We start from the raw sequence: 20,476 nt of genomic DNA, 5'->3' as shown, positions 1-20,476 counted from the left end.
GCTAATGGCAATTAGCCCTTGAAAAAGAGCAAATTAAAAATTAGTCTCTTGTGTTATTTATTTGCATTCTAAATATAATTAACTATAAGAGGTCACCCTGGCCAGCGTAGTAGAGAAGTAATTTAACGTGAGTTCGATATAACGAAAGCTCCCACAGATTTTCACGGATTTCACAGATTTTCTATGTTTGTGTAATTGTGCTGTTGCGATTTACACAGATTTTTATAAGGCCAAAGGCCTTATTTATCCGTGGAAATTAAGGAGTTATACTTAGTTGTTCTATCATTCTCTCCGTGAAAATCCGTGCAATCTGTGGGAGAAAAATATAATTTTGCTTACGTCGAACTCGCGTTAATTTATGACATCTTATAAGAGGGGTTGTTTTATGCCCTCATAGGCAAATTAACACATAGGCAAATGGATGAAACCCTAAAAAAAATTTGGAAATTTCATTTTATTTTAGGAAATTTGCCACCTCAAAACTACAGAAATGAGATTAAAGTTTTTCTATGTATTTGCGTTGTTTATCATAGCTGTGCAAGCGGCTTTAGCGCAAAAAGTTACCGTCACAGGGATGGTAAAGGATACCCAAGGCGAACCTATCTTGGGTACTTATATCCTTATCAAAGGTACCAGCCGTGGGGCTACAACCAATGATAAGGGAGCTTATACGATTGAGGCCAATGTGGGCGATGTGCTCTACTACTCTTTCTTGGGGATGAAGCCTGTAGAGAAACCCGTGACCAAAAAGAATACGGTGATCAATGTGGTGCTTCAGGACGATGTACAAGAGATAGACACAGGCCTTGTCTTCACTGGCTATGGAGCGCCTAAGGTAGGGAGCAAGACAGTGGCTTCAGTGGCAACAGTACAAGGGCAGGAAATCGCTCGTACCCCCGATGCCAATGCCATGGATGCACTCGCAGGACGTGTAGCGGGGATGGTTGTTACCACAAGCTCAGGACGACCAGGCGATGCTTCCAGTGTACTGATTCACGGGTTTAACAACTTCCAGTCAGCGCTTAAGGGAAGTGTATCTAACCAGACACCGCTTTATATTGTCGATGGAATGCAGGTAAGCTCAGGGATTATGACTGACCTCAACCCCAATGATATAGAGAGTGTCACCGTACTCAAGGATGCAGCCTCTACCTCTATCTATGGGTCTCGTGCTGCCAATGGGGTGATTCTCATCACTACCAAGCGTGGTAAATACAATGAGCAAACCCACATCAGTGTAAGCCACCAAGTGGGGTTCAATGCCATAACTAGTGCCAGCCGCCGCTTCTTCGATGATATGATGACCCCTCGTGAATACTTGGATTTCTGGGCACAGCGTGACCCTGCCGCTATCCGCTCTGCCGCTGGAGTGTCAGGAAATACACCCGCACAGACTCAGGCGGCTATTGAGAAGATCTTGGCCGAGAATCCTTATAATACACGTTGGGACAAAATCTTCTTCCGTGACTTCGTACCTACTACCCGTACCGATGTCTCTGTCTCTGGAGGAACTGCCTCTACTACCTATTACCTTTCGGCAGGTTACCTAAAGCAGGAAGGATCTACCGCTCCTTCTGTGGATTATCACCGCTATAATCTCAACACTAATGTGGATACCCGTATCAACAGTTGGCTTAAAGCAGGACTATCACTCTCTGTAGGCTATAGCGAAAGAGAGGGCGGACGCTCTACTACTTCAGGGGCAAGGGTATTGGCCTTACCTCTGTATAGCCCTACCAATCCCGATGGTACTCGTAAGAACTTTATCAGAGGACTTACAGGACGAGCCACTGGATTCTATCACCCTGAGTATGAGGCTGAAAAAAATCCTTCAGCTTCCTATGGAACCGATGTGATGCCTATAGGGTATTTGACAATTGAGCCTATCAAGAAGTTGGTATTCAAGACCCAAGCAGGGGTACAATACAGCGATGGAGAATCTCAGCAGAAGCACTTGCGTTCCTTTACCGATTACCAATTTGGCTATGAGAACACGGCCTCCACTCAGGTTTCTTATGATAAGTCGTATAGAAAGACCTTTACCAATACCTTGGAATACAAGTTTATGCTGGGCAACGCTCATAGCTTTACCGCCCTTTTAGGACAGGAGTCTATTGAGAATATCTATAAGGCCTTGGAATCTCGTACCACAGGACAGCCTTCCGATGGGCTTTCTATGCTCTCTCATGGGACCAAGGAAGTGGCAACAGGTGATAGCAAGACAGTAAGCACTTTCAACTCCTATTTTGCACGATTGGAATATGATTACCTGAATCGTTATTTCTTAGACCTTTCTGGTCGTCGTGATGGTTCGTCTAACTTTGGAGAGAACAACCGCTATGCCAACTTCTGGGCAGTAGGGGCTATGTGGAAACTCAAAAAAGAGGCTTTCCTTGAAAATGTAAAATGGCTTACCGACCTTAACTTACGCTTTAGTACAGGGATTTCTGGAAATGCGGGCGGACTTAACTACAGCAATATCAACGTAGTAAGCCCTTCTCAACTATACAATTCTGAGATAGGTTATACCCTTAGCCGTATAGGAAACCCTGATATTCGTTGGGAAGAACAAAAGAAAACAAGCGTAGGACTCAATGCGGTGATTCTACATAATACCTCACTCAATGTGGAGTACTACCACCGTCGTACCTACGATGTATTGGCTTACCGAGATAACAACTCTACCAGCGGACGTACCCAACTCTATGGAAACTCTGGAGGAATGCAAAACCAAGGGATTGATGTAAGTATCTCCTCTCGTGTGTATTATGATGAGGGTAACAACCTAAGCGTACGCCCTTACTTCAATATGAACTATAACCAACAGAAGATTACCGAGATCTTCGAAGGACGCGAATCCCTCGTGAGTCTCAATAGCAACTTGGGCTTTAAGGTAGGTCGTGCCTTGGAATATACCGCTGTATTGCGCAAGGGGGTAGATCCCAATACAGGACTTACACAGTGGTACCTCCCTGGTGAAGATAAAATGGAAACCCAAACCGATGATAACCAGATAACCACTACCTATAATTCTAAATTGACACAGACCACAGGTAAGAAGATGCATGCCCCACTCAATGGAGGTTTCGGTTGGACAGTTACTTATCGTGCCTTTAGCTTGGATATGAATTTCTCTTTCACTGTGGGTAACTGGAAAGTGAATAATGATATGCGCTATAGCGAAAACCCTGGTTCCTTTGCCTCTGGTAACATCAGCCGTAAGGCTTTCGATTATTGGAAAAATGCTGGAGACAATACCCGTCACCCTAAGATTACCGAAGCTACCTTTATCTATTCAGGAGATTCTCGCCTGATACAGAAGGCCGATTTCTTACGCCTAAAGAGTATATCCTTGAGCTACAACCTACCTAAGGAAGTGATCGAGCAGATAGGTTTCTTTGGCGGAGTACGTCTCTATGGTACCGCGCGTAACATCTTTACTCTCACCAATTACGAAGGAGCAGACCCTGAGTTCTCTAATCCTATATCCTTGGGAGGTTATCCACCTTCTCGTCAGTTTTCTTTCGGGGTTGAACTTAAATTTTAAAAAGCAATGAAAAAGATACTTAACAAATTACCACTATATACCCTTGCGGCGCTCTCCTTGCAGAGCTGTGTCAAGTTAGAGCAAGAGCCCTTCAATGAGCTGAGTGAGCAGAAATCATTCCTCAATGTGGAGGATGCTCAGTATTGGGTCAATGGAATGTATGACGGACTGCGTGATAATACTTATGGGAATACCATGTATAGCTCCGATGTACAGGCCGATTTCCTCAATGCCGTTCGTCGTAACAACGAAATCCTCCCCGAATTGCACCGCTGGACGGACTTCACTTCTTCCAATAGTACCACCGCTGCCATTTGGATGGCTCATTACAGAGCGATTCAGGATATTAATATAGCGCTCAATGGGATTCCTAAGGTGCCCATAGCCCAAGAGAGAGAACGTACTGAGCGTGCCCAAATTCAGCGTAACTTGGGCGAACTCCACTTAGGGCGTGCCTACTATTATACTTATTTGGTAACGCACTTCTGTGGGGCTTACGATGCCTCTTCCTCTTATGGGTTGCCAATCCTAAGAGAGTTCAAGGTTTCTAACTTTCCCGCACCCAGTACACTGAAAGAAACCTATGAGTTTATCTTGGAGGACATCGCTCGTGCCGAAGAACTTTTGTCCGAAACTTCAGGAACAGTAGGAGCTACTACCTTTACCGTAGATGCTGCCAAAGCGCTCAAGGCACGTGTGCTACTCTACCAAGGGGCATGGCAAGAGGCTTATACTACGGCCAAATCCCTTATAGATGGAGGAAAATACCCACTGGCTACCACACAGAGTGCTTTGGAGGCGATTTGGAAAGAGGATGATGACAAAGAGAGCATCACTCAGCTCTTTGCCAAAGCACCTGCAAGCTTTACCTTGGGCGGAAGTGATGAGCTTCCTAAGGCTAATGATATCTATATAGGAGCTAATAACTATGACCGCCGTCAGCGTCGTTTCCTCTATAATCCGAGCTATATCCCTACACAGGCTTTCGTGGATTTATTTCAAGATACCGATTATAGGAAAAAAGTTTTTCTCCAAAAACTCTTTGTAGATTACGGAAGTACCGCCTATAGGAATATTTATTTGGTTGCCAAATATCCTGATAACAATAACTTAAAGACCAATTCTTCAGGACTACCTACCTATATGCACAGACCGAAATTGTTCCGTATAGCCGAGCAATATCTTATTGCAGCCGAAGCGGCTTACCGCAATGGCGATGAAGCCAATGCCAAGGTATATCTCAATGCACTCCGAAGAGCACGTATCTTAAGAGCTACCTCTGTTACCGCTACAGGTCAGGCGCTACTGACAGAGATACAGAATGAGCGCAACCGCGAATTAGCCTTTGAGGGCTTCCGCTTACACGACATCAAGCGTTGGGGCTTAGGCGTAGTCAGAGGTACCCCGCAGAATGTAGAGGCAATTTTCTCCTCTCCAGCTCAGGAGTATTATCAGCTTAATATCCCTGCTGGCAATTACAAACTCACCTGGCCGATCCCTGCCGCCGACATCAATTTTGAAAAAGGTCGCTGGAGTCAAAACCCAGGCTGGTAATAACTATAAAACAAAATCGGCGGTACCACAGTACCGCCGATTATTGCTATTTATAATATTCGAATTTCTGTTCTATAATAAGGTAAGGTTCCCCATTTTCGCTTTCCGTCTTTTTGATCCAGTTCTTTTTCTTATCATACTGGTAGGTGTAGTTCTTTTTCTGGGCAATAGTACCATCTTCTTTATAGACTACATTTTCCGTTTCATTGCCTTCCTTGTCATAAGTAGAAGTTACTTTCTTTATGAGTTTGTCAGTAGCATCATAAGTAAGGCGTTCTAATGGATTTCCTTTTTCATCGTTCTTGTAAAGGGTCTTGGAGGTAAGGCTGTCTTTCTTATACTTGTCCTCGCGGATAAGGTAGCCTTTGTCATCATAGGTAAAAACACTTTTATCATCACACACCCCTCCTACACAGTTGGATTTCTCTATAAGCTGTTGTTTATCATTATATTTGGAGAAAGTACTCATAAAGATATCTCCTTTGTTGGTCAAGAGGTCATGGCGGATGCGATTACCCTGTGCGTCATACTCATAGAGGTTAGTGGAGAGTGTCTTGTTTTCCTCATCTTTGGAGACGGACTCTATTAGGTAACCTTGGTCGTTATAGGTATCATGGTAGGACATCAACACCCCATTGTTATTGACTTGCATCTTAGTAGTGCGTCCCTTAGGGTTGAACTCTGTTAACAGTTCCGAATTACCTCTAAAGGGTTTGCCTTGTTCGTCAAAGCGATAGTCCAATATACGATATGTCTTTACTTTTCCTTTAAGTTTGGCCGCGTCCCAACCTGTTTTCTTGTTCTGTCCGAAAGCGACAGTACCTGCCAAAAGCAGAATAATTCCTAATTTCTTCATTTTTTGAAAATTAATTTTTATAAAGGGCAAAGGTACGAAAGATAATTATTAATTATTAATGGTCAATGGTTAATTGTTAATGTCTATTTGTTAAACTTGAAGCTTAAGTCTCGGCATTCTTTTTGGTTACACCTACCGGGTAATTCCATATTTAGTTGCCAGCCGATTAGTCACTGTATCAGGGTATTCACATTTCTAAAAGGAAGTGTTATAGGAAGAAAACAAAAAAATCACTACCTATAGTAGTGATTGTAGTCGTACTCGGAGCGGGACTTGAACCCGCACAGGCATTGCTGCCCACTGGATTTTAAGTCCAGCGTGTCTACCGATTCCACCATCCGAGCCTTTGGGATATAGACATAAAAAAAAGAGCGAAAAACGGGATTCGAACCCGCGACCTCAACCTTGGCAAGGTTGCGCTCTACCAACTGAGCTATTTTCGCAATTCATATCTTTCTAAGACGGTGCAAAGATACTACTTTTTTCCAAACCGACAAAGAAAAAATGAATTTTTTTTGAAAAAAATGAGATGTTTTTTATAAGTGTATGATTACGAGTGTATTATATATTGTTTTTTTACGAGCTTATAAATCATCACTTGTCATTAGTCACTCGTCACTTGTCATTAGTCATTCGTCACTATTTAAGTATTTTTTTCATGGTAAAAGCACTAAGAACAAGATAGAGGATACATAACCCCCACATACCTGCCCAGTAGGGGAGTATGGTGGAGAGGCTGGCGCCCATTTGGGTGATAGAAACAAAGCCTTTAGCTCCCAAGGTGGTAGGAACTATATAAGAAAAGGCATGTAACCACTCTGGCATGGCTACCGTAGGCCATGAAAAACCAGTGAGCATCACCGAAGGCAACGAAGTGTACATGATGAGCATGATGGCATCTTCCCTACGGTGAAGAAAGCCCAGCAAGCAAAGCCCCATAAACACAATAGAGAGAACAAAAGGTACCATGAATACCATTGTGCTGAGAATGGAACTGCGCACAGGGATACCAAACAGAGGCATTACAATACCCAAGATAATGAGCAAGATAGCCATAGAGAGCGCCAAATAGGTGGTGGCCTTACCCATGACAATAGGGAGTGCCCCCCAGAAACTATTGGAATTAGGATATATTTTGCGCAGCTTGTTACCCTCGCGCATCGTTCCGCCCAAAATACCCACAGCGGTAAGGATTGTCGTCTGGAATATAATGACCAAGACCACAGGAATGAGGAAAGTAGCATACCCCGAAGAAGGGTTGTATAGGCTTACTACTTTTGCACTTACCGGCATCGCCTCATCATGAACTTGAGAGGGGAGTTTGCCCTGTGCAGAAGTGCGCTTCATCTCAACCCCAGCATTAAGGTAGGTAGCCGAGACTTTAGCTGCGGTGAGTATCTGCTTGTAATAGAGCATATAGGAGGCATCAGCATATACAGATATAGAGGGTTGCTCACCACGTTGTAGGTCACGGGAAAAGCTACTGGGAATGGCAATAATTCCCCGTATTTGCTCTTGCTGAAAGGCCTTTTTCGCTTCAGAGAGGTTCAGGTAACTACTGTAAATGGCCACGCCACTATTAGCGTCAATCATACGTAGTAGCTGTCGGCTTTGGGAGGTATGGTCATCATCAACCACCCCAATGGGGAGTTCTTGTAAGGTCTCTTCCGAATAGAGGTAGGTATAGAGAAAGGAGACCAATACAGCCACTATCACAAATGAAAAGAACACCGCCCTATCGCGGAATATATATTTGGCTTCCCAGAGCATTGCACGGGTGAAGTCAGCTGAACTTTGATAAATATACTGTTTAAACTTTTTCATAACCACCTGATTTTATTTTTTTTACAAACATAGGGTAAGCCACTATAAGCAGCAAACCAAAGAGGAGCAAGGCCAAAAGTGGTTGCCATGTCATCTCCATAGGAATGCCCTTGATAGCGCGATTGACATAGTATTTCATAAAATGAGCATAGGGGAATATCTGTGCCAAGTACTGCATACTCCTTGGGAGTCCTTCCATAGGAAAGGTATAAGCAGCAAAGGAGAAAGCAATGGCGGTAAAACCACTACCTACCGTAAGTGCTAAGCGGAAATCGGGGGCAAAGGATACGATAGCAATCCCTATGATCTGATAGATAACAACCAAGGCAAAGGTAATGAGTACCACATTGAACATCGGAATGTGCAGGGGCGTGCCTATAAGCCCAAAGAGTAGGTAATTCATCCACCACGCTACAAAGAAAAGTACTAAGGTATAAGGCAGAAGTTTGCCAACCAAGGCTTTCAGTGGGCTACCTCCTGCTTGCTTGAGCCAGTGCTTACCCTGATGATAGCGCAGCTCTACTCCCAATACATAGACCGTTACCATCATCACTATCATTTGGAGCATCATCGGCAGCAGTGCTGTGAGCAGGTAAAAGGCATAGTTAGAGTAAGGGTTAAACAGCCCGTGGTCATCTACCTTTACGGATTGGGCTTCGGCATGTACCCTCTCGGTTTGTTGTCCTTTTTGCATTTTCTTTTTCATCACAAGACCAGCCGAGAACATGCCTATAGTGGTTTGGAAATCTTTTTGGATAAGGCCTGCACCTAGCATAAACTGGTTATTGGTATAGCAGATCACCGATTGGTTTTCACCCTTGAAGAGTTTTTGTTGGAAGTCTTGAGGAATGACGATAAAGCCCATGATCTGCTGTTGCTGGATAAGGCGTTGGGCTTCTTGCTCATCGCTTAGCTTGGTAGTAAGAGCTATGTTAGGTGTGGCGTCAAGCATACGCAAAAGGTTCTCGGATAGCTGACTTTGGTCGTAATTGATATACGCCATAGGCAGGTCACGAGGCACCCCTTTGTAGAATACAGCTGCAAAGAAACCAAAAATGATAAGGGGAAACACCAAAACGTAAAACAACCGTGTTAGGTGATAGGAAAAGGTTCTTGCATTCGGTTTTAAATAAATACATGTTTAATATGTTAATTGTAAGTTGATTATATTTCTTCTGCGTCTTCTAAGTTTTCTATTAGGATAGGGGTTTCTTCTTCAAAGTGAAAAGAAACGCCATAAGGCTCGCAAAAGCTGAAACCTCCTTCAGCAAAATGCAATATCCATTCTTTGTTCTCATAAAATAGGAACTGCGGACTTTCAAAAGGAACTTTCTGCAAGGGAACACTTAACAAACGTTTTTCTTCATCTGAAAGATGAAAGCCTTCTGAGCTTATTAGCAGTTGTTCTTGAAAATAAGAAAGTGCCTTAGCAATCAACTTATCTGCCTTGGTAAGGATTTGTTCAATAAAAGCAATAGTATCAGGGGTGATGGTTTTACTTTTGCTAAACACAGAAAAAGGAAGCACTAAAGTTTCTTTATAAAAATTACTCTCCCACAGGAATGAAGCCTCCCAAAAATACTCGTCTCCCACTTTTTGTGAGAAAGCAAGAGTGCCAAACTTAGTGGTATAACTTAATGTGTTCATTGTTTTAACCAATTAATTTCTTCTTTACTAAGATGAAAATACTTATATACAAAATATTCGCAGGCTTCTTGTTCGCTATCAAAAGACTGTTCATCAGAGAAACTATGCCAATCGGCAAGGCATACGACCCATTGGTTTTCTCGTTGCAGAAAACAAGTGTTGTCCACAGCTAGGCTACCACTCTCAAAAGTATCAGTCTTGAAATAGCACCAAGAAGGGTCATAGTTTAGGTTTTCTAAAGTTTGTAACAACTCTTTAAACGATGAGATAGGGAGCTGTTCTTTTATTTGGGTTAAAAGCTGTTGTCTTTTCATTTTTTCTTGTTTCTTTTTCTTGGAGAACCAAATGAGTATAAACGTCCAAGCCAAAAGAGCTATTAATGGAGGGGCAAGTATATTGTAATTCACAAGAGTAAAATTGTATTTTTAAATTTCAAACATTCCATTTTTCAGGATCTCTGTTTTCAGCCAAATATTGTTCTTTGATTTCACAACTTCTTCATCAACAAGGAAGTTCTAAGGTTTCTTTATAGAAATCACTCTCCCAAAGGAATGAGGCCTCCCCAAAATACGCATCTTCCACTTTTTCTTTGAAAGTAAGAGTGCCAAACTTGGTGTTATAACTTGATGTGTTCATTTTGTTAATTGGTTTACAAGGTTTTAAGTTTGTTTTTTTCAAATTCAGCGATAGTGTTATCAATAATTTCTTTGAGCTGATAAGAGGCAATGCCCAGCGGCATCTCTAAAAAGCTACCAACTTGGTAGCTTTTTATAATCCCTTGATAATAAAATAAATACTTATATAATCACACTCTTCCACTTTTCAGGATCTCTGTTTTCAGGCAAATACTGTTCTTTGATAGTGTCTAATAGCCAGCGATCTTCTACAAGTTTGTACTTGTACTCGCGCTTGTAATTCATTCTTGCGTACTCTCTATCGGTAAATATAGAGGCTTTTTTACCTGTGATTTGCACTTCGGTAATGCTTTCTTTAGAAGGGTCGTAGTTAGGAGGAAAGCCGTGACAGGTGTATTGAGCGCCGCCATATTTGCGCTCGCGTTCGGTGATGTATTCCTTATAAATAGGGATACGCAGCTCGGTTTGTTGCTTACAAAAGTCTTCCCAAGAGAGCGTTTTCTTTTTCTCCACTTCTTCTTCGTCAACTCTGTTGGCTTCTGTTTCCCAGTCGTACATTGCTTGCAAGAAGGCAGTGAAGCGCTGGCGTAGAGTTTGTTCTGTTTCTGTCATTTTGAATTATAATTTTAAATTGTCATTTTCGTCAAACTCCCAAAAAGGATTATAAGCAACTTCAAAGAGGTAGCCGTCCAAGTCCTTGAAATAGCCACTATATCCTCCCCAAAATACCTTTTGAGCTGGCTTGACAATAGTTGCTCCTAATTCACAGACTTTGGATAAAACAGCATCTACTTCCGCTTCCGATTTGGCATTATAACTAATTGTTATTCCTGCAAATACACTTGACTGATAGGGTAGCGTAGTATCTTCAGAGAGTTCTTGTAAAGGATATAATCCTAATACAATTCCTCCCAAAGGGAAAAGAGCGTACTCCTCCATACTTTTGTCTGATTTTTGCCAGCCTAAGTTCTCGTAAAAGGCAAGAGCTTTCTTAAAGTCGCGGACACCTAAAGTGATAAGTGTAAATTTCTGTCTCATTTTTTAATATTTTTCTTTATAAAGTTCTTTTTTTTTGCACCATAGGTGATATTCCTTAAGCCAAATCCGCCAATCCTCGGGACAATGATAGGTATCCATATACTTTTCTTGTTCTTCTGAGCTTAAGGAATGCCAATATTCCAAAAAAGTGTCTCTATAATGCTGCTCATAGCCCTGATTCCAGCGAGGAGCTCCATAAAAACTATGAGGAAAGACTGTCCAAAACGGAAATACTTCTTTATACCCCTCTATTTCCTTCTTAAAAGTCTCTCTTTTGTCTTCTTCATAGAATGCTATTTGTACAAAAAAGAGTTTATCGGCTTCTTGGGTTATTTGTAGCTGTCCTTTACTAAGGGAATAAGGCGCTTCGCTAAAGAAATGCCTAATACTTTTGGGGCTGACCTCCCCTTCGACTGCTTCTATACGCTTATAGAGGGCTACAGGGATAAAGAAGTCATACCCAAAAATAGGATAGGTTTTACAAAAGAAATCTTTGAGCTTTGAGAACATAATCTTGAATTAACTAATTAACACTTCTCTTTCTTTCTTGGGGACTTTGGCAAGTACTTGGTCGTAAGAGTGCTGTATCATCTCCTTGATAAGGGTAGGGGGTAAGCCTTCTAAAAGCACAGTATTCCAATGTTTTTTGTTGAGGTGGTAGCCCGCTATAATCTTGTCGGGGTATTGCTCGCGGAGTTCTATCGCGCGCTCGGGGTCGCACTTGAGACTCACCCGCAAAGGTACTGAATCTAAACTTGTAAGCACAAAAATACGATTACAAATCCGAAATACCAAAATATCCTCATCAAAAGGCATATCCTCAGTTACATGTGGCAAGGAAAGGCAGTATTCTCTAAGTTCTTCTAAGTTCATTTTATTTAGATAAAAGATTTCAGTAATTAGTTGTTAGGTTTCAGATCGTATAAAACTCCTATATATTCACACACACTACAGATAAGTCTTTTTCCTTATTGCGGACAATTCCATAAAAACGTTCTTTATACCAAAGCATCTGTTGCTCGTAATCAATAGTGTATTTGCCTATGTCTAATGAATGAATGATCTCTCCAGTTAAGGCATTTATAAGCATAGGCTTTTGTTTTTTATCACTTATGATAATACGTTCTCCACTTCGTACAAAGTGTACGGTTTGTCCTGTATTATAACTAAATACAGTCTGTCCGTTATTTAGTGAAACTCCATAAAAATAGCCTCCTTTACCTGCTGTACCAAAATATAAGATATCGTTATATTCCTCTACTTCAGTGTAAAGATAAGCAGAGAGTTTGTATTTCCAAAGTGTTTTTTGGTTCTGTTTATCTCGGCAGCTCATCATAAAGGGAGATTGCATAAAGACTTCTTTATCTCCAAAAGAATAGACTTTCGCATCGTTGAAAATTCGCTTTTGAGGAATACAGCAGAAAGACTGTTCTATTACTTCATTTTCAGTAATTTCAAATACCTTATTGGTTACAAAAATGTTGTCGAGTTTATAGTATTCAATGAGTATAAAAAGTCGTTCACCTTCCCGATAATAGTAAGCATCACTTCTATAACAAGGTTCATCTTCCTCAAAGGAGAAAGAAAGTCGTTTTTGTGATGTAAAATCTTCTGAAAAGATATCTACAAGAATATAACAATCTACATACACTCCGTTTTTCACCATCTTTTTAGAAACATCAGCTGAGGCAAATTGCAATACAGCTATTTTCTCCTGAAAAGGGACGATATCTATCACCCTATAATAGCGAAAAGGGTTATTAAAAGTGTTTAAGGTATGGTAGCTTGTCATATATTACTCAAAAATCTTATCAATTTGTGCGGAAGGGTTTGCCATAAACTCGTCAAAGGTACAAAGTTCGGTAAAAGTTCCGTGTTCGTAATCGGCAAAGGCGAGTTTTTTGTTCTTAGGATACCATACCAAAAAGCCTTCAGCGCCATACTTATCCGCATCGGATAGCAGATCAAGGAATTTTCTATTTTTCCACTTTACTTCCTTGACATCACTCAGCGGGGCAAACTCCACAAAGCTGGTATATTTGCATTCGGGCAATGGAATACGCCTATCGGTAGCGCGCATTCGGGCAATGAGTCCTTCGGGAAGTTTGTAGGCTTTTAAGGCTCGCAAGCGCTCTTCCTCGTCGTGCCACTGGGCAGGCTCTACCGATTTGATATACTCGGCAACTGCTTTCTGCTTGTTGCGCAAGGCGTAATGATAGGCACGCTCGCCGTATTTATCCTTGTAGGAAAGGTCAGCACCCAGCTCAATAAATCGTTTTACCAACTCAAGGTGACCACGCGAGGCAGCCACTTGTAAGGGTGAGGCATTGTAAGGATATACCATATTGGGCTCACAATAGTTCACATCAGAGCCATGAGCGATAAGGTAGTCTGCCAGTTTATACATACCTTCCGAAGCTACCATTCTCAGGGTGATACCATCAGAGGTAAGACGGTAGCCATTTTCTATCAGCAAAAAAGCTATTTCTTCATTTTTGCTATAGATAGCTGCCTGCAAAGCCGTAAGATGGGTACGAGCATTTACATCAGCACCTTGTTTAATCAGCCATTTTACCAACTCAGGGTCGCTATTTTTGCTCATACAAACATCAATAAGCGCTGTTTTGTTTATATGAGCCCCCTTATCAACTGAAAACTGTAATAGTTTCTTTTTGCGACTGGATAGGGCAAAGTCAAAAGGTGTTTGAGAATAATGTACGTGTACGCGGACTTCTTGGTTGATATCCCAGCCTTTGGCAAGTTCAGCTTCCAAGGCAGGAAAATCTTCCTTACGCAAGAGGGTTACGATTTCAGGACATTTGAAAGGTGCTTTTTTCTGGGCAAAGATGTTTCTTTCTTCCATAATGTTTAGGTGTTAGTTTAAAATAAATGACAATTCTCACATATCTTCCCCTATATCTTTTAAGAAGCTATCTATTGCCTCAAAAGAGCTTTTAGAAGAAGAAGCATATATTAATTGACTGCCCTTGTCTAATATAGCAATACTATCGGTGGCATCCCCATAAAAGTCGGCACCTTCTAACCAATGATGGAGGGCAAAAGGTTTTTTAGGGAAACGCTCTTTTATAGCTGTCAATTCCTCAGGAGTGATATATTTAAAGCCTTCATAAGCATAAGGTAGTGCAAATACAGCTTGCAAGTGAGCCATTGCCAACAAAAATTCAGCTAATGTATCACATTCTACTTGCCAATGTTGGTGAGTAAAGTCGGTACTCATATACACCTTAGGATTGGCGGTCTCTAAATCTTCCTTTGCGATAGCCCACAGACAGCAATTTTGATTTTCTGTATAAAAAACAAAATAGTTTGGGTCGCTGAAAAGAGTAAGGTTATCCTTTGGGGTTACCAAGTTATCTTGTGTTTGATTTAGAGCTTGATGTTTTCCCAAAGTAGTGTAATAGTTGTATAGCAGTGTAGGCATTTTCTCTATCACCTTGAAGAAAGGTTGCATCTCTTCATCGGTAAAACCACAATCTTCCTTTAAACCAAAGAGCGTACGGATTTGTTCAAAAATGTTGCTTTCTTCTATTATATTAGCTTTCTTTTTAGTCATTGCTATATTCAAATTGTTTTTCTTCTTTTGGAATGGGAATAAACTTGTTACACAAAGTATCAAACTCTTCTCGCGAAAGTAATCCTATATATTTTTCGGTGTATTCCCTATCATTAAATGTATAGGTGTAGGTAGAGGCAAAAGTTTTTCTTTTATAAATATCTTCTACTATTTTTGCTTGCTCCTCACTTAAATAAGGACGGTGCGTACGGAACATATTGGCTATTTCGGTATAAAAAGAATCGTCATCAGCAAGGAGTTCATCTATACATAATACGCATTCTAACAATCCATAGAAGATAAAGTTTTGAAAGTTATCGGCTAAGACATCTACATTAATCCAATCGTGAGCAAATACTACCACCCAAGGTTCAGGGAGAGGATTTTCTTTATTGTAAAATAAACAATAATAGTCGCCTGCTCCATTCTTCCCAAAAGGGATGAAGAGGTACTCAGGCTTAATTTTATAAAAACTTTCGGCACCGTGTAAGAATTCTATTTCTTCTGATATTTCAGAGAGTTCTAAAATTTCAAAATCCATACGCCCTTCTAAAAGTAATGGTGGATTATCTTTGATTTTAGGGTACTCAAGTTCGAGCCAACGAGGACCAAATTGTCCCCAATTGAGCATACCATCCTCATAAAGCTGGTGATATAGCTTGGGGTACTGAAAGTTATAAGTTTGTTCTATTTGTTGTAATAGGTTCATATTGGATGTTTTTTTATGCAACAAATAAACTTTATGCTCTGTTACTATTTTCTGTAATTGCTGGTACAAAAGAACTCGTGAGGGGAGCTTAGGATTAACTTAATTGTCGCGCCAGTGGTGCGACAATTTGAAAATCTACTTTTTCTGAATGAGCAGTCTGTACTGCGTCCAGTTCAATTGGGAACGCAGTGCGTTCCCAATTGGATACATTCGATAGAACTGCCTACAAAATTTTAGTTGTCTTACTGAAAAACCACTGCCATATGTAGGCATTAGTTCTTCAGCTAAGTTACGGATAAGGTAAGTCCCATAGTCGGCACGGTCTTTGCCTTGTTGCTTTTCTTCAAAGATGCGTTTACCTAAGAGCCAATACATTTGCACCCTGCTGAAATCAATACTTCGTATCGCATTAGTACGCGCCGTTTCAATAATCTGACGGATTTCTGTATAAAATTGTTCATTTTTGTTAACTTGTTCTTTTTTCATAGTATTAGTTTGTTAATTGGCTCATTATTCATAATACCTTCCTAAATCTAACAGATGTCCTAAGAAATGCCAGTCGTTAGGAATAGTTTCATTTTCGCCTATATAATCACATAAGCCTCGTGCGCCACACTCCAAGAGGTCTAAACGGTTATTTCTATCATATTACCATCAGGGTCAAGGATAACACTCTCATAATAACCGTCACCTGTGGTGCGAGGAGCACTAAAACACTCGTAACCTGCGGCTATGATTTTCTGAGTAAGTGTATCAACCGCTTCTTTGCTTCCTACACTAAAGGCAAAATGTATAAGGCCTTCATTCATCACTCTGTCCAAACGTTTGCTAAGATTGGGACGCCACATAATCTCCAAGCGGGTACCACTGTCAAAACTTAGAAAATAGGTATGTAGGCCAGTTTTAGGGTTGTGGTATAACTGGTTTGGTTTCGCTCCAAAATAAGTTTCATAAAAAGACTTAGAAACTTCTAAGTCTTTTACATACAATGCAATATGATCTATTTTCATAATGGTAAATTATTAATGAGCTAATTGGAAAATTAATCAATTGCTGAATTACTCTTCACCATCTTGTATTTCTTCCTTTCTCCTTCAATAGTGGCCACTACTTCAAAACCGAGTTTTGTATAAAGACCTTTAGCTACGGGGTTGTCATCAAATACATTTAGGCTAATAGAATGAACACTTTTATCCTCAAAAAGCATTGCAATAAATAAGTGCATAGCCTTAGTGCCTAATCCTTTTCCTGTAAGGGAAGGATTGATAAGGAATCTGCCAATATGTACATTACTCCCTTCAACCCTTATTTGCTGAATCATTCCTATAAAACTACCCTCTGCCTCAATGCGAAAGCAATGAGACAAAGCATTGAGCGCTTCTATGGTAAGAGGATACGGCAAAGTATCTCCTGCCCATTGTTGCAAGAAATCAGCCTCTTTGCTATTTGTCCAGTGTATGATAGCCTGCTTGTCTTCAGGCAATAATCCTTCAGTTATTCTCATTTTCATTTTTTCACTTTTCACTCACTAATACCGACATTCCTGGTCTTAGATCCTTTACTTTCTCAGTAGGGTAGGCCTTGATAGCGAAAGTCTTCTTGTCAAAATCGCCTTTGCTTTTGGTAGCTGTCCAAGTGGCAAAATCGGCTTGTACGGCTATGTGTTTTACTTCCATTTCTATCTGCTGATTACCAAGAGCAGGTACAATACCCTTGAACTTGGTGCCTATCTTGAAGTCAGCCATTTTGTCCTCACGAATGTTGAACACTACCCATTCGTCCTGAGTATCAATAAGGTTCATTACAGGATAACCCGCATTGACAATCTCGCCTTCGTTGGGGATAATGGTCTGTATCTCGGCATCGGCAGGAGCGAATACCTTAGCACCGTCCTTATAGGCATTCACTTCGGTGATGACTCCTTGGGCTTGAGCGACAAGGGCTTGGGCGGCGGTTTTGTCTTCTACACGTGCACCGTTTTTGGCCATTTCGTATTGTGATTTGGCAGCTTCAGCTTGTTTCTGTAGGGCAACCATTTGGGTATAGGCCTCGTCTTTCTTTTGAGCAGGCAACACCTTGTCGTTGTAGAGGTTGCTTACACGCTGATAAGTTTTTTCGGCCAGTTCAGCGGCGGCTTGGGCTTGTTGCCATACGTTGTAGGCACCTTGTATTTGTTCTGTGCGGGCACCACGTTGAGCTTTGTCGCTTTGGGCTTGGGCAGCTAGGCGCGCGGCTTCGGCTTGGGAGAGTTTGGCATCAAGCTCAGTGCTTTCAAGTTCTAAAAGGAGGTCGCCCTTATGTACTGCGTCGCCTTCTTGCTTATAGATGGCCTTCACCCTACCGGGTACTTTGGGAGCAACATTGATCTGTTTGGCCTCTACTTGTCCTTGCAAATAGGTAGGTTCGCTATTGCTAAAGAAGTAGATAGAAAGAGAGATAACAGCTGCAAATACAGCAATAGTAACTAAAAGTCCAGTGATATTTTTCTTTTTCATGGAATAAAAAATTAATGCTGCAAAATTAGGGAAGATTTACCATATAGGAGGACTTTTGCCTAAAAAGATTTTTAAGATAGATTAAAAACGCAGCTCTATCATAGGCCTTGGAAAATAACAAAGTTTTCACTTTTCGTTTTTCACTTAAATATGTATCTTTGCATCGTCGTTATCTTGCTCTATAGCGACTGAAATCGTGATAATTATGAAAACACTTCTAAAAAACGGCAAACTAATCTCGGATCATCGTATTCAAGAAGCCGACTTACTTATTGAGAATGAACGCATTGCTAAGATAGCCTCGGATATCTCGGCCAAAGAAGCCCAAAAGGTAATTGACCTGGAGGGTATGCTGGTACTCCCAGGGGTGATTGACGACCAAGTGCATTTTCGTGAACCTGGTCTTACCCATAAGGCGACCATTGCTACAGAAAGTGCGGCCGCAGTGGCGGGGGGTACTACTACTTTCTTTGACCAGCCCAATACAATTCCCCAGACTACGACCATTGCAGCCCTAGAGGACAAGTTTGCCACAGCAGCTCGTACCTCATTGGCCAATTTCTCTTTCTTGCTTGGAGGTACCAATGACAATATAGAGGAGCTTAAGCGTATTAACCCCAAGAATACCGCGGGGGTGAAGCTCTTCTTAGGTTCTTCCACAGGGAATATGCTGGTGGATAACGAGAAGACGATAGAGACGATATTCAGGAATGTATCTACCCTTATTGCCGCACATTGTGAGGACGAACAAACGATCCGCCGCAACTTGGAGCATTACCTCTCTCTCTATGGAGCAGAAATTCCTGTAAAATGTCACCCACTGATTCGCAGTGCGGAGGCTTGCTATCTCTCCTCCTCACGAGCTATTGCTTTAGCTAAGCAAACGGGCGCACGCTTCCACGTTTTCCACTTATCCACTGCCAAGGAAACAGAACTCTTGGACAACAGCTTGCCACTTGACCAAAAGAAGATTACCGCCGAGGCTTGTATCCATCACCTTTGGTTTACTGACCAAGATTATGACCAAAAGGGCGTACTGATTAAGTGGAATCCTGCGGTCAAGACCTTGGAAGACCGAGAGGCTATTTGGCAGGCACTTTTGGACAATCGTATAGATGTGATAGCCACTGACCATGCTCCCCATACCTTGGAGGAAAAAGCAGCGAAGGAATACCAAAAGATCCCCTCAGGGGCACCCTTGGTACAACACGCCTTGGTAGCAGCCCTGACCATGTTCCAACAGAGAGGTCTTCCTATAGAGCGATTGGTAGAGAAGATGTGCCATAACCCTGCTATTCTCTTTAGAATACAAGATAGGGGTTACCTCCGTGAGGGCTATTATGCCGATATAGCTTGTGTAGCGGAGCATAGCCCTTGGCAGGTGTCGAAGGAGAATATCCTCTATAAGTGTGGTTGGTCACCTTTGGAAGGCACTACCTTTGACTATAAAGTAGCTTATACTTTTGTCAATGGTCATCTGGTATATGATAAAGGAACTATCTTATCCCAAGAAAAAGGAAAAAGAGTGTTGTTTGATAATTAAACAATTAAGAATTAAGAATTAAGAATGAAATCAGTTTCTTTGACCGTCTCACAGATAGAACGTTTGACAGCTGAGGCGGTAAAAATATCTTTTGAGATTCCTCAGAAGGATCGTTTTTCGTTTGACTTTTTTGCAGGACAGTTTGTTGCCCTGCAACAGCAGATAAATGGAGAGCAGGTAAGGCGAGCCTATTCTATCTGTTCGTCACCATATGAGCCACTGCTTAGTGTGGGTATCAAGCAGATACCAGGGGGGCGTTTCTCTACCTTTGCCTGCCAACAGCTCAAGGAGGGTGACCAGTTGGAGGTCTTTCCTCCAGAGGGGAAGTTTGCCTATATTCCTGAGATCTCCCCAGAGAACTTGGGGCTTTTTGCCGCAGGGAGTGGTATTACCCCTATGCTGAGCATTATCAAGGTAGCACTGGAGAAGACCCAATGCAAGATTCTTTTGGTCTATGGCAATAGAACACCTGAAACAACCATGTTTCTTTCTGATATTGAAGCACTTAAGGCACAGTATCCCGATAGGCTTTTGGTACAATATGTCTATAGCAAGACTCAGCAGGAGGGGGCGCTTTCAGGACATATAGACCCGCCTATGGTCGAGCAATTGCTTAAGGAAACCTATAAAGAGGTGAATTTTGGTCGCTTCTATATCTGTGGGCCACAGGCCATGGTGGAGGCTGTAAGGGATCGTCTGCAGAAGGATTATGATAAGAAGAAAATCCATACCGAACTATTTACCGTAACCGATAGCAAGAAGCAGTACACAGGAACTACCGAGATTACGGTACGCATAGGTGGAGAGGAAAAGACCTTTACCATAGAGCGGAAACAAAACATACTCAGCGAATTGCTGGCCAAGGGCTTGGACGTATCCTATTCCTGCCTTACAGGGGCTTGTAGCAGCTGTATAGGCAAGGTAACCGAGGGCAGTGCCGAGATGGACAACAACCAAGTACTGATAGAACGAGAGGTCAAAGAAGGCAAGATACTCACCTGCCAAGCGCACCCCACTTGTGATCATATGAGATTAGAATTTAATTACTAAAATA

The 20,476-nt window shown here is 41.6% G+C and carries 21 protein-coding genes, 2 tRNA genes and 1 pseudogene; 4 read left to right on the top strand and 20 right to left on the bottom strand.

Going from position 1 to position 20,476, the window contains the following annotated elements:
• Nucleotides 1-490 precede the first annotated feature (490 nt).
• Nucleotides 491-3,547: a SusC/RagA family TonB-linked outer membrane protein gene (locus HMPREF1154_RS10970; RefSeq protein WP_009642637.1), complete on the top strand. Its 3,057-nt coding sequence runs from the start codon at nt 491-493 to the stop codon at nt 3,545-3,547.
• A 6-nt stretch (nt 3,548-3,553) separates the two neighbouring features.
• The gene (locus HMPREF1154_RS10965) at nt 3,554-5,101 is read left to right on the top strand and encodes a RagB/SusD family nutrient uptake outer membrane protein (RefSeq protein WP_009642666.1); all 1,548 of its coding nucleotides are present in this window, start codon (nt 3,554-3,556) and stop codon (nt 5,099-5,101) included.
• Nucleotides 5,102-5,147: 46 nt separating this feature from the next.
• Here HMPREF1154_RS10965 and HMPREF1154_RS10960 read toward each other — a convergent pair whose 3' ends face one another.
• The 20 genes and pseudogenes from HMPREF1154_RS10960 to HMPREF1154_RS10870 form a co-directional block, all read right to left on the bottom strand.
• On the bottom strand, nt 5,148-5,957 hold the full coding sequence (locus HMPREF1154_RS10960) for a hypothetical protein (RefSeq protein ID WP_009642663.1): 810 nt from the start codon (nt 5,955-5,957) through the stop codon (nt 5,148-5,150).
• A 258-nt stretch (nt 5,958-6,215) separates the two neighbouring features.
• Nucleotides 6,216-6,301: transfer RNA gene (locus tag HMPREF1154_RS10955), tRNA-Leu, on the bottom strand.
• A gap of 26 nt (nt 6,302-6,327) precedes the next feature.
• Nucleotides 6,328-6,400 (bottom strand) — tRNA-Gly (locus HMPREF1154_RS10950).
• Between the two features lie 196 nt (nt 6,401-6,596).
• A complete protein-coding gene (locus HMPREF1154_RS10945) occupies nt 6,597-7,781 on the bottom strand; it encodes an ABC transporter permease (protein ID WP_034567404.1) in 1,185 nt (394 codons plus the stop codon).
• Nucleotides 7,768-8,920 (bottom strand): annotated as a pseudogene (locus HMPREF1154_RS10940) (ABC transporter permease). The gene HMPREF1154_RS10945 and the pseudogene HMPREF1154_RS10940 overlap by 14 nt, the downstream one beginning before the upstream one ends.
• 25 nt (nt 8,921-8,945) lie before the next feature.
• Nucleotides 8,946-9,428, bottom strand: coding sequence for a hypothetical protein (locus tag HMPREF1154_RS10935; RefSeq protein WP_009642641.1), 483 nt, complete (start codon nt 9,426-9,428; stop codon nt 8,946-8,948).
• Nucleotides 9,425-9,835: a hypothetical protein gene (locus tag HMPREF1154_RS10930; protein ID WP_009642633.1), complete on the bottom strand. Its 411-nt coding sequence runs from the start codon at nt 9,833-9,835 to the stop codon at nt 9,425-9,427. The genes HMPREF1154_RS10935 and HMPREF1154_RS10930 overlap by 4 nt, the downstream gene beginning before the upstream one ends.
• Before the next feature lie 94 nt (nt 9,836-9,929).
• The gene (locus HMPREF1154_RS13850) at nt 9,930-10,064 is read right to left on the bottom strand and encodes a hypothetical protein (RefSeq protein ID WP_255347094.1); all 135 of its coding nucleotides are present in this window, start codon (nt 10,062-10,064) and stop codon (nt 9,930-9,932) included.
• Nucleotides 10,065-10,225: 161 nt separating this feature from the next.
• The gene (locus HMPREF1154_RS10925) at nt 10,226-10,675 is read right to left on the bottom strand and encodes an NTF2 fold immunity protein (protein ID WP_009642651.1); all 450 of its coding nucleotides are present in this window, start codon (nt 10,673-10,675) and stop codon (nt 10,226-10,228) included.
• 6 nt (nt 10,676-10,681) lie between these two features.
• Nucleotides 10,682-11,101 carry a VOC family protein gene (locus tag HMPREF1154_RS10920; RefSeq protein ID WP_009642635.1) on the bottom strand — a complete coding sequence of 140 codons (420 nt, stop codon included), beginning with the start codon at nt 11,099-11,101 and terminating at the stop codon, nt 10,682-10,684.
• Between the two features lie 3 nt (nt 11,102-11,104).
• The gene (locus tag HMPREF1154_RS10915; protein WP_009642649.1) at nt 11,105-11,611 is read right to left on the bottom strand and encodes a hypothetical protein; all 507 of its coding nucleotides are present in this window, start codon (nt 11,609-11,611) and stop codon (nt 11,105-11,107) included.
• A 9-nt stretch (nt 11,612-11,620) separates the two neighbouring features.
• Nucleotides 11,621-11,974, bottom strand: coding sequence for an MmcQ/YjbR family DNA-binding protein (locus HMPREF1154_RS10910; protein ID WP_009642660.1), 354 nt, complete (start codon nt 11,972-11,974; stop codon nt 11,621-11,623).
• Between the two features lie 58 nt (nt 11,975-12,032).
• Nucleotides 12,033-12,893: a PQQ-binding-like beta-propeller repeat protein gene (locus tag HMPREF1154_RS10905; protein WP_009642656.1), complete on the bottom strand. Its 861-nt coding sequence runs from the start codon at nt 12,891-12,893 to the stop codon at nt 12,033-12,035.
• Nucleotides 12,894-12,896: 3 nt separating this feature from the next.
• Nucleotides 12,897-13,964, bottom strand: a complete 1,068-nt coding sequence (locus HMPREF1154_RS10900) for an ankyrin repeat domain-containing protein (protein ID WP_009642640.1) — start codon at nt 13,962-13,964, stop codon at nt 12,897-12,899.
• 36 nt (nt 13,965-14,000) lie between these two features.
• Nucleotides 14,001-14,675 carry a hypothetical protein gene (locus HMPREF1154_RS10895; RefSeq protein WP_009642661.1) on the bottom strand — a complete coding sequence of 225 codons (675 nt, stop codon included), beginning with the start codon at nt 14,673-14,675 and terminating at the stop codon, nt 14,001-14,003.
• Nucleotides 14,668-15,384, bottom strand: a complete 717-nt coding sequence (locus HMPREF1154_RS10890) for an SMI1/KNR4 family protein (RefSeq protein ID WP_009642644.1) — start codon at nt 15,382-15,384, stop codon at nt 14,668-14,670. The genes HMPREF1154_RS10895 and HMPREF1154_RS10890 overlap by 8 nt, the downstream gene beginning before the upstream one ends.
• A 135-nt stretch (nt 15,385-15,519) precedes the next feature.
• Nucleotides 15,520-15,870, bottom strand: coding sequence for a DUF1016 N-terminal domain-containing protein (locus tag HMPREF1154_RS10885; RefSeq protein WP_034567401.1), 351 nt, complete (start codon nt 15,868-15,870; stop codon nt 15,520-15,522).
• 140 nt (nt 15,871-16,010) lie between these two features.
• On the bottom strand, nt 16,011-16,394 hold the full coding sequence (locus HMPREF1154_RS10880) for a VOC family protein (protein WP_009642650.1): 384 nt from the start codon (nt 16,392-16,394) through the stop codon (nt 16,011-16,013).
• Nucleotides 16,395-16,426: 32 nt separating this feature from the next.
• A complete protein-coding gene (locus HMPREF1154_RS10875; protein ID WP_034567405.1) occupies nt 16,427-16,888 on the bottom strand; it encodes a GNAT family N-acetyltransferase in 462 nt (153 codons plus the stop codon).
• Nucleotides 16,889-16,898: 10 nt separating this feature from the next.
• Nucleotides 16,899-17,879, bottom strand: a complete 981-nt coding sequence (locus HMPREF1154_RS10870) for an HlyD family secretion protein (RefSeq protein ID WP_009642639.1) — start codon at nt 17,877-17,879, stop codon at nt 16,899-16,901.
• A gap of 205 nt (nt 17,880-18,084) precedes the next feature.
• On the opposite strand from HMPREF1154_RS10870, the gene HMPREF1154_RS10865 reads away from it, so the two are divergent.
• Entirely contained in the window at nt 18,085-19,422 is a 1,338-nt protein-coding gene (locus HMPREF1154_RS10865; protein WP_009642648.1) for a dihydroorotase, read from the top strand.
• A gap of 24 nt (nt 19,423-19,446) precedes the next feature.
• Nucleotides 19,447-20,472 carry a ferredoxin--NADP reductase gene (locus HMPREF1154_RS10860; protein ID WP_034567399.1) on the top strand — a complete coding sequence of 342 codons (1,026 nt, stop codon included), beginning with the start codon at nt 19,447-19,449 and terminating at the stop codon, nt 20,470-20,472.
• Nucleotides 20,473-20,476 lie beyond the last annotated feature (4 nt).

It is taken from the genome of Capnocytophaga sp. CM59 (genome assembly GCF_000293175.1).
Taxonomy (GTDB): Bacteria; Bacteroidota; Bacteroidia; order Flavobacteriales; family Flavobacteriaceae; genus Capnocytophaga; species Capnocytophaga granulosa.
This window is presented reverse-complemented; position numbering and strand designations above follow the sequence as displayed.

Bases quoted from the DNA above. Each gene is read 5' to 3' on its own strand.
- HMPREF1154_RS10935 (WP_009642641.1), bottom strand. From the start codon at position 9,428: ATGAACACATTAAGTTATACCACTAAGTTTGGCACTCTTGCTTTCTCA.
- HMPREF1154_RS10965 (WP_009642666.1), top strand. From the start codon at position 3,554: ATGAAAAAGATACTTAACAAATTACCACTATATACCCTTGCGGCGCTC.
- HMPREF1154_RS10970 (WP_009642637.1), top strand. From the start codon at position 491: ATGAGATTAAAGTTTTTCTATGTATTTGCGTTGTTTATCATAGCTGTG.
- HMPREF1154_RS10870 (WP_009642639.1), bottom strand. From the start codon at position 17,879: ATGAAAAAGAAAAATATCACTGGACTTTTAGTTACTATTGCTGTATTT.
- HMPREF1154_RS10885 (WP_034567401.1), bottom strand. From the start codon at position 15,870: ATGAAAAAAGAACAAGTTAACAAAAATGAACAATTTTATACAGAAATC.
- HMPREF1154_RS10900 (WP_009642640.1), bottom strand. From the start codon at position 13,964: ATGGAAGAAAGAAACATCTTTGCCCAGAAAAAAGCACCTTTCAAATGT.
- HMPREF1154_RS10865 (WP_009642648.1), top strand. From the start codon at position 18,085: ATGAAAACACTTCTAAAAAACGGCAAACTAATCTCGGATCATCGTATT.
- HMPREF1154_RS13850 (WP_255347094.1), bottom strand. From the start codon at position 10,064: ATGAACACATCAAGTTATAACACCAAGTTTGGCACTCTTACTTTCAAA.
- HMPREF1154_RS10895 (WP_009642661.1), bottom strand. From the start codon at position 14,675: ATGACTAAAAAGAAAGCTAATATAATAGAAGAAAGCAACATTTTTGAA.
- HMPREF1154_RS10860 (WP_034567399.1), top strand. From the start codon at position 19,447: ATGAAATCAGTTTCTTTGACCGTCTCACAGATAGAACGTTTGACAGCT.
- HMPREF1154_RS10925 (WP_009642651.1), bottom strand. From the start codon at position 10,675: ATGACAGAAACAGAACAAACTCTACGCCAGCGCTTCACTGCCTTCTTG.
- HMPREF1154_RS10905 (WP_009642656.1), bottom strand. From the start codon at position 12,893: ATGACAAGCTACCATACCTTAAACACTTTTAATAACCCTTTTCGCTAT.
- HMPREF1154_RS10910 (WP_009642660.1), bottom strand. From the start codon at position 11,974: ATGAACTTAGAAGAACTTAGAGAATACTGCCTTTCCTTGCCACATGTA.
- HMPREF1154_RS10945 (WP_034567404.1), bottom strand. From the start codon at position 7,781: ATGAAAAAGTTTAAACAGTATATTTATCAAAGTTCAGCTGACTTCACC.
- HMPREF1154_RS10915 (WP_009642649.1), bottom strand. From the start codon at position 11,611: ATGTTCTCAAAGCTCAAAGATTTCTTTTGTAAAACCTATCCTATTTTT.
- HMPREF1154_RS10880 (WP_009642650.1), bottom strand. From the start codon at position 16,394: ATGAAAATAGATCATATTGCATTGTATGTAAAAGACTTAGAAGTTTCT.
- HMPREF1154_RS10875 (WP_034567405.1), bottom strand. From the start codon at position 16,888: ATGAGAATAACTGAAGGATTATTGCCTGAAGACAAGCAGGCTATCATA.
- HMPREF1154_RS10960 (WP_009642663.1), bottom strand. From the start codon at position 5,957: ATGAAGAAATTAGGAATTATTCTGCTTTTGGCAGGTACTGTCGCTTTC.
- HMPREF1154_RS10920 (WP_009642635.1), bottom strand. From the start codon at position 11,101: ATGAGACAGAAATTTACACTTATCACTTTAGGTGTCCGCGACTTTAAG.
- HMPREF1154_RS10890 (WP_009642644.1), bottom strand. From the start codon at position 15,384: ATGAACCTATTACAACAAATAGAACAAACTTATAACTTTCAGTACCCC.